General features: G+C 67.7%; 4 protein-coding genes. 2 read left to right on the top strand and 2 right to left on the bottom strand.

Translation table 11 applies throughout. The features are described from left to right. Window positions 1–58 precede the first annotated feature (58 nt). The gene (locus tag LLH23_00670; GenBank protein MCE5236988.1) at window positions 59–1,180 is read right to left on the bottom strand and encodes a hypothetical protein; all 1,122 of its coding nucleotides are present in this window, start codon (window positions 1,178–1,180) and stop codon (window positions 59–61) included. A 23-nt stretch (window positions 1,181–1,203) separates the two neighbouring features. After that, window positions 1,204–2,061 carry a hypothetical protein gene (locus tag LLH23_00665; GenBank protein ID MCE5236987.1) on the bottom strand — a complete coding sequence of 286 codons (858 nt, stop codon included), beginning with the start codon at window positions 2,059–2,061 and terminating at the stop codon, window positions 1,204–1,206. Window positions 2,062–2,271: 210 nt separating this feature from the next. On the opposite strand from LLH23_00665, the gene LLH23_00660 reads away from it, so the two are divergent. Further along, window positions 2,272–4,488 (top strand): hypothetical protein, encoded by a 2,217-nt coding sequence (locus LLH23_00660; protein MCE5236986.1) that lies wholly within the window; start codon window positions 2,272–2,274, stop codon window positions 4,486–4,488. A 56-nt stretch (window positions 4,489–4,544) separates the two neighbouring features. Next, a complete protein-coding gene (locus tag LLH23_00655; protein MCE5236985.1) occupies window positions 4,545–7,637 on the top strand; it encodes a heparinase II/III-family protein in 3,093 nt (1,030 codons plus the stop codon). Window positions 7,638–7,710 lie beyond the last annotated feature (73 nt).

Here is a 7,710-nt window from a genome sequence, read left to right as displayed (position 1 = left end):
GCGGCGCCGGCCCGGGGGGCGCCGCGTCTCAAGGGGGCCTGCGCACCGGAACGAACGGCTAGAAGATCACGGTGCCCAGGTCGAAGGTGGAGGTCTTGCTGACCCCGCCGTCGAGGTAGGTGGCCGTGATGACCACGTGGCCCGAGGTCATGCCGGCGGGGATCCGGTAGATGACGTCATAGCTCTGCTTGATGTACTCGTCAATGCCCAGGGTGGTCAGGTCCACGCTGCCCGAGGTGGGCAACTGCGCCCACTTGCCGCCGGTGCCGTTGTGCGTGCGGTAGGCAGCCGGGCCGCCATCGGCCAACTCGCGGATGTCCCAGCCCGCGTAGCCGGCGATGGCCTGGGGCTTGACGCCCGGGGCGTTGGCGGTGGCGGCCTGGGCCGCGTCAGCGTCAGCCCAGTAGGAGGTGAAGTCCGGGCTCACCGCGTGGATGACTCCGGGCCAGCTCTTGAACGTCGCCAGCACCTCAGAGCCTTCGTAGGGGCAGAAGGGGGCGCCATCGGGGCGTCCTTCGTCGGCCGGGTCGGTCGGCCCATCGCTACGCTGGTGGGCGCCAACATCGGTGATGACAATGAAGTGACGCGCGGCGCCAGCCGGCCAGTGCATCACCGAGCGGGCCTCCATGAGCGCCTTGAGCGGGTTCTCAGGGGTGTCGCCGCCGCCATCGGCCGAGATGGGCGCCAGCCACTCCTGCAGGGCCGTGATGCCGGATGCGACCTGCACCAGCGTGCGCTCGCTGAGGTCCCCAAAGAAGTCCCACGTGTTGGGGCCATCGGACGGTGTCGCATCGCCATACTCGATGCCCGACCAGGTGACGCTGAAGCCCACGAAACTCGCAGCGAAGGCTTCGATGCTGTCAGTGACCCCGTCAATCTCGCCGCTCATGGAGCCCGTGCTGTCCACCACGAAACAGATCGAGATGCCGGTGTCGCGCCCGGGGATCACGTCCAGGACCGTCGTCGGCGCCCCGTCGAGCGTCACTGCGAAGTTCGGGACGCCGAGGCCGTCAGGAAGGAGACTCCCCTCCGAGTCAGTTGTGATGGTGCTGCGGGCCTGATCCACGCCACCACCCCCATCCGGGGAGGGCAAGGTGGGCGAGGATCCGCCGGAGCATCCCGCCAGTACCAGTGTCAGCGCCAGCAAGGTGACGCCGAGTACGGCTACCTCTCTTCTCATCTGTCGTCGCCTCCTGTTCCCTCTCAGAATGTGGATGCAGCCCGTACGCCAAAGCATACGGAGTTGTCAGGCGTGGCCAGCAGGGAGGTCGCCGGCGTCGTGCCGAAGGCGTTCGAGCCGAAGACCGTGAGCCAGGTGTTGGAGTCGGGGAGCAGCAGGTAGGTCGCGCCGACGCCCCACACCAGGGTGCGCTCGACTTCGTTCGTGTCCATGTCGAGGCTGTTGTCCCCACTGATGATCGGGGTGACGTCGGCCATCAGCACGAGGCGGTCATCCATCTGCTTGCGCAGCCCTACGCCGATGCCGATGACCGTCCCGAAGCCCTCCACGGTCTGGTAGTTGGTGGCCACGACGTCGTCCTTCCAGCCCGCCAGCTTCGGGTTGATGATCCACGTCCACGAGCCATACTGACGCTCACACACCACGCCGAAGGTGCCGATCATGTCGCCCCAGTCGGCACTCTCCCCCGTAACGGCGTTGGTGCCGAGGGCATCGGCAGTCACGAACTCACAGCCCGGGTTCAGCACGATCTTCCAGTTGGTGTCTCGCACCTGCCACCCGGCGTCCAGAGCCAGCAGTTGCAGGTCAGACTTGCGCACCGCGCCACCGATGGGATCTTCACCCTCGGTGCCGGCGGCCTGGAACGTCACGGAGCCGTCCCAGTTGTCGGCTACCTTCCCGGTGAGACCGAACGCGTAGGTCTTGTTGTCCTCCCCGTCCCAGAAGCGCCAGTCAGTCCAGCCTACGTTGGCTCCCTTGTACGCCACTCCCGACCTGAGGTTGAGAGTTCCGCCGCACTGCGCCATCACTGCCTGGGTGGACACCAGAAGCAGTATGACGCTGGCCGCCAGCAGCCATGGTCCCGGCCTTGTCTTGAACATCTACGCTCTCCTCTCCGAAACGTTTTCTGTTCCAGTCCCGGGCCTCGATAAGGGTTTGCACCCTCCCTCCAGCCCCACACATTCTACACCACCACCATGAAGACCTGCTTCCGCTCGCAACTTTTTTTGTGCCGCACGACCGCGGCAGGCGAAGGGGGCTGCGAGCCCCACCCGCAGGTGCCGATGGCAAGGCCGCCGAACCTCCGAACTATGGCCTCACCTCGCCTGTGGTTGGCTCTTCTGCCGGTGCTGCTGTGCGCCCCGACCTGGGCCGGGGACCTCACCTGGCGTCACGTCGGCCCCGGTGGCGGTGGCTGGATCCAGTCGCTGGCCTGCGACCCGCGCGATCCGGACACGCTCTACCTGGGCTGCGATGTCGGCGGCTTCTACCTCTCCCGCGATGGTGGGAAGTCGTGGAGCATCCAGAACACAGGCCTGACGGACTACTTCGTGGAGTGCCTCGCCGTGCACCCGCGTGACAGCCACATCCTGCTGCTGGGCTGCGAGGGTGGCATCTGCAAGTCCACCGACCAGGGCCAGACGTGGCAGGAGAAGCGCCAGGGCTTTCCGACGCCCGAGCGCCATCGCTTCGCCGCCCCCGTCGGGGCCCTGTGCTTCGACCCGACGAAGCCCGACGTGCTCTACGCCGGGATCGGCCGGCCCCGGTGGGGCAAGGATGGTGCGGGGGCGATCTACAGGAGCGAGGACTGCGGGGAGAGCTGGAAGCTCATCACGCCGCCGGGGACGCTGCCGGAGAAGGCCATCGTCAGTGACCTGGAGGTCGCGCCGGATGGCTCCTACGTCCTGGCCGCGACCTCCGCCGGACTATACCGCAGCGCCGATGGTGGAGCCACGTGGGAGCGCGCCGGCGGCCTGCCGGACCAGTCGGTGTTGGAGGCAGCCATCGCGCCCGGCCGGGCGCAGATCGCTTACTGCACGCTTCAGACCACTGCCCGCGACGACCAGCCGTGGAACGGCGGGGTCTGGCGGTCGGACGACGGCGGACGGACCTGGACCCGACGGAGCGAGGGTCTGAGCACCCGCGTCGGCAAGACCGGCCAGTCGAGTCGGATGACCTCCAACCTCAAGGAGATCGTGGTGGACCCCCGGGACGCCGACACCGTCTACGTGGGCGACCAGGCCTGGGTGTCGGCAGGGGTCTGCAAGAGCACCAACGGCGGCCAGTCATGGCAGCGGGCCTCGCAGCAATGGGGCGACGGCAAGAACATGGACTACGGCTGGATCACCCAGTGGGGGCCGTCAGTCGAGTGCCTGGCGCTCAGCCCGACGCAGCCAGACCGCGTCATCTTCGGCACCTCGGGGCAGGTCTTCCTGACCGACAACGCCGGGAAGACCTGGGAGCAGCGCTACTGCCGGCAGTTCCCTGACGGGCGCTTCACCGGCACCGGCCTTGAAGTCACCTGCTTCAATGACTGCCTCCCCGATCCGCTCCTTCCCGGGCGGCTGTACTTCTGCTACTTCGACATCGGCCTGCTGATCAGCGACGACGGCGGCGCGACCTTCCGCACCTCGTATCTGGGGCTGAAGGACAGCGGGAACTGCTTCGTCGTGGCGCGCGACCCGGCGGACACAGAGAAGCTCTGGGCCGCGAGCGGGCAGTGGGGATCGAACGTCGGCACTGTCTCACGCAGCACCGATGGCGGGAAGACATGGGCCCTCGTGGGCGAGGCGAAGACGGGGCTGCCCTGTGGGCAGGTGCGGTCCTTGCTCGTGGACCCGACCAGCCCGCCGGGGCAGCGGCGGCTCTTCGCCACCTGCAAGGGCTACGGCATCTACGGCAGCGACGACGACGGCGGCACGTGGCGCTGTCTCAACGCCGATCTGCCGGCGGAGGCCGTCAAGTCGCCCTGCCGCCTGCTCATGGACCCCGCTGACCCACGGCACCTGCGCGTGGCCCTGGGCGGCCATCCGGACCAGGGCAGCGGCATCCATGAGACGCGCGACGCCGGGCAGACATGGCGGAAGACCAGCCAGGAGCCGCTCTTCTGCGACCTGCAGGCCTTCGTAGCCGCGCCGCAGCGCTTCGACACGCTGTACGTGTGCCAGCGGGAGCACTACGAGGCAGCCACCAAGAAGATGTACCCCGGTGGTCTGTTCCGCAGCGATGACGGCGGCGTGACCTGGACGCGGCTGCACGACTTCCACTTCGCCAGTTGCGTGGCTGTCAGCCCGAAGGACCCGAACGTGCTCTACCTGGGCACGACCGACCACCCCTACCATGACAACAACCGGGCACTCGGCCTCTTGGTCTCCCGCGACGGGGGGAAGACCTGGCACGCCGAGAACGACGGGCTGACCTCGTGGCACATCTCGTGCTTGCGGGTGGACCCGACCGACCCGGGGCGCCTCTACGTGGGGACCGGGGGCAATGGCGGGTTCATCGGGACAGACAGCGCGATACAGTAGAGCCGCGCTCCAACGGCACGTCTCTCGTCCCAATAGTTCGTTCGGTGGAGTCCAACATGCGTCACCTCCTGCTGGCCCTATCCCTCACCCTCATCGCCCTCCCCGCCTGGAGCAAGACCGTGCGCAACTTCTACACCGCCGACCGTGTCGCGTGCATGAAGGACAATCTCGCACGCTACGAATGGGCCCAGAAGGAGCGCGACCGGATCATCAGGGAGGCCGACCGCTGGGCGGCCTACGATGACGAGCGGTTGCGTGACCTCGTGCCCCCGCCGCAGGTCCCCCGCTCCGCGCGCATGTGCATCAACGAGTGCCCCGTCCACGGCCAGGAAGTGCTCAAAGTCGCCAGCATGTACGGCTGGAAGATGGATTTCGACCACCCGTACAAGGTCGTCTGTCCCGTCGGCGGCGAGAGCTACCCCAGCAACGACTTCACCGCCTACCTCAAAGGGGGCATGAAGGACAGGTCGCTGCTGGCGGGCGACGTCGTGGACGACGGCTGGGGCTACAAGAAGAGCCCCGACGACAAGTTTGCCTATTGGTTCGTAGCGTACTACGCGCACTGGATGGCGGACAACTACCTGCTGCCGGCCCTCCAGAACCTGTCGAAGGCCTATGTCATCACCGGCGAGGCGAAGTACGCCCACAAGTGCGCGCTCCTGCTGTGGCAACTGGCGACGTACTACCCGGACTACAACTACGAAACGCAATCGAGCTACGGCAAGGAAGTGGACCACGGGTACAAGGGGCGGCTGCTGTACCACACATGGGAGACGTGGACGGTGGAGACGGCCGCGCTGGCCTATGACGCCATCTTCCCCGCGCTGGCGGGCGACGCGGAGCTGCAGAAGCTGTCGGGCCTCGACGCGGCGGGGCTGGCCCGGCACCTTGAGGACCGGATGCTGCGCGTGATGGCCGATGACATCATCGGCGGCTCGCACCGCATCCAGGGCAACTGGGGGATGCACCAGCAGGCAGCGCTCCTGGTCGCGCTGGCGCTGGACACGAAGGCAGGCAAGCCCACCTCCCAGCAGATCGTGGACTGGGTGCTCGACAACCGCGCCCCCGCCGAGCTGTACACCGATACCGGCTTTCGCGACATGCTGGTGAATCTGCTGCACCGCGATGGCATCGCCTTCGAGTCGCCCTCGTACAACTGCGGCTGGATGACCGACCTGGGGGCTATCGCCGACTTGCTCATCGCCAACGGCGTGGACCTGTGGACAGAGCCGCGCCTGCGAAGCGTCTACACGGCCCCCATTGACATGCTGGCCAACGGGCAGCACACCACGCCCCTGGGCGACTCGAACAACATGTTCTCGGGCGGCCTGGGCGTCAGCGCCCCGTACCAGGAACGAGCCTGGGCGCAGATGCGTCTGCCCCGGCAGGCCAAGGCCATGGTGCAGTGCGGCGGCACCGGCCAGTTCAGCCGCGACCTGTTCCGGCCCTACCTGGGCGACGAGATCATCAAGCAGGCGGAAGCCACGCCGCAGGAAGCCGGCGTGATCAGCAGCCTACTGCCCGGTCTGGGCTTCCTGACGCTGCAGACCGGCAAGCTGGGCAGTCGCTTCGCCCTGTCGCTGTACTACGGGTACACCGTGGGGCATACGCACTTCGACCTGCTGAACATGGACCTGTACGCCTACGGCTGGCCGCTGACGCCGGACCTGGGCTACCCCGAGACCGCCGACACCTACGACCCGCGCCGCTTCGGCTTCCTGGCCCACACGGTCGTGCACAACACCTGCATGGTAGACGCCACGCGGTCGGAGCTGGGACGCGGGCAACTGGTCGCCTTCCATCCGGGCACGTTCGCGCAGATGGCTGAGGTCACCGACGTGGCGGCCTATCCTGGCAAGGCGCAGGACTATCGCCGCACGGCGTTCCTGATCGAGGCCGACCCCGATCACGCCTACGTGGTGGATGTGTTCCGCGTCGCGGGTGGCAAGCAGCATGACTGGCTCGTGCATGGCACGGAGGCGGAGTTCAGCTCCAGCCTGCCGCTGTCCGCCCCGCGCGCGGAGGGGACACTGGCCGGGCCGGACGTGCCCTACGGCATCTTCTACGACGACGAGAAGCTCAAGGACGGCAAGTACGGGCACTACTACGGCGCGTACAGGGGCAGCGCCTTCCAGTGGCTCTACAATGTGCAGGAAGCGCAGGTTGGAGCGCCCACGGTCCAGGCGCCGTGGGTGCAGTGGCAGGTCAACCGCGACCCCAAACTGTTCCCCAAGGAGGCCGCGCGCGGGGCCACGCTGCGCTCGTATCTCGTGCCCCAGGACGAGACCGTCTTCGCCTGCGACGGCACCCCCCAGCGCCGCCCACAGTTCCCCGACAAGCTCAAGTGGGTCGTCCGCCGCCGCGCCGGCGACGACCTGAAGAGCGCCTTCGTCACCGTGGACGAGATGTTCGTGGGGGAACCGTACCTCACCAGCGTGACGCGGCTGCCGGTCACGCCCGAAGACGGGGCGGTCGCCCTCGAGGTGCGGATGGGCGACCGGCGGCATGTCATCTTCTCGACGACGAACCTGCGGACGCCCGCATCCGCCTCGCAGGAGTACGTCGTGGATGGGAAGCTGCACGTGCAGGGCCGGGCGGCAGTGCTCAGCCTCGATGCGGCGGGCAAGATCACGGAGGCGCGGCTGTTCGATGGCAAGCTGCTGACGATGGGGGCGACGAAGCTGACAGGCAAGGGCCTGCGGCAGGCGAAGATCGCGAGCGTGGACTACGCGCAGGGCATAGTGACGCTCGACCAGCCCTGCCTGACGGCCGCCGACGAGGGCCGGTGGGTGCCCGTCCGCAGCGCCACCCACGAGGCCTCGGTCCAGATCGAGAAGGTGCTGTCACCGACGAGCTTCTCATGCGCCGGGCAGGACCTGCGCACCGGCCGCGGCACCATCGCCAGCGCCGAGGGCAACACGGTGAAGACGAACGCACCGCTGTACTTCTGCGAGCCGGGGATGACCGTGGTGAATGAGACCGGCCAGCCGTTGGCGCGGCTGGTGCGGGCGAGCAGCCTGACCGTGCAGTGCGACCAGCCCCTCCCCGCAACGCTGCCCGACGCGGACGGGGACGGCGTAGGGCGGTTCGTCATCATGGCGATCGGAGCGGGGGATGGGGTGGAGGTGGGCAGCGCGGAGGGGCGGTAGATCAGAGACGAGGCCACAGAGGTCGCGGTCGGTGACCGCTCCCACAGGGCTCCCGTGGGAGCGGTCACCGACC

The sequence above is a fragment of the bacterium genome (assembly GCA_021372615.1).
Taxonomy (GTDB): domain Bacteria; phylum Armatimonadota; class Zipacnadia; order Zipacnadales; family UBA11051; genus JAJFUB01.
The sequence above is the reverse complement of the archived record's forward strand: the minus strand, read 5'-3'. Positions and strand labels throughout refer to the sequence as shown.

Coding starts and splice junctions, on each gene's coding strand:
- LLH23_00670 (MCE5236988.1), bottom strand. CDS start 1,180: ATGAGAAGAGAGGTAGCCGTACTCGGCGTCACCTTGCTGGCGCTGACA.
- LLH23_00665 (MCE5236987.1), bottom strand. CDS start 2,061: ATGTTCAAGACAAGGCCGGGACCATGGCTGCTGGCGGCCAGCGTCATA.
- LLH23_00660 (MCE5236986.1), top strand. CDS start 2,272: ATGGCCTCACCTCGCCTGTGGTTGGCTCTTCTGCCGGTGCTGCTGTGC.
- LLH23_00655 (MCE5236985.1), top strand. CDS start 4,545: ATGCGTCACCTCCTGCTGGCCCTATCCCTCACCCTCATCGCCCTCCCC.